A 422-nucleotide genomic window follows, 5' to 3' on the forward strand; every position below is an offset into this window, starting at 1 on the left:
CAAGTATTGGCAAAGCCAGGATCTGTTACGCCTCATACACGTTTTAAAGCAGAAGCTTACATTTTGACAAAAGATGAAGGTGGACGTCATACGCCATTTTTCACGAATTATCGTCCTCAGTTTTACTTCCGTACGACGGATGTTACAGGTATTGTTACGCTTCCAGAAGGAACGGAAATGGTTATGCCAGGCGACAATGTTGCCATGGATGTTTCGTTGATCGTTCCGATAGCGATGGAAGAGAAGCTTCGTTTTGCTATTCGTGAAGGTGGTCGTACTGTTGGTGCCGGTATCGTCTCTAAAATCATTGGATAAATAATGCTTATTAAAGGGATGTTAAAAGTGTTTTAGTTTTGAGAGTTAGGGGTATAGCTCAGTTGGTAGAGCGGCGGTCTCCAAAACCGCAGGTCGCGGGTTCAAGT

Annotated in this window: 1 protein-coding gene; it reads left to right on the forward strand. The window is 43.8% G+C overall.

Annotated features, from left to right (window positions below):
• Positions 1–315: EF-Tu C-terminal domain-related protein (locus J7R05_RS08405; protein WP_484479013.1), on the forward strand; the 315-nt coding region annotated here is incomplete at its 5' end.
• Positions 316–422 lie beyond the last annotated feature (107 nt).

Source organism: Bartonella capreoli, assembly GCF_902813205.1.
Classification (GTDB): Bacteria; Pseudomonadota; Alphaproteobacteria; order Rhizobiales; family Rhizobiaceae; genus Bartonella; species Bartonella schoenbuchensis.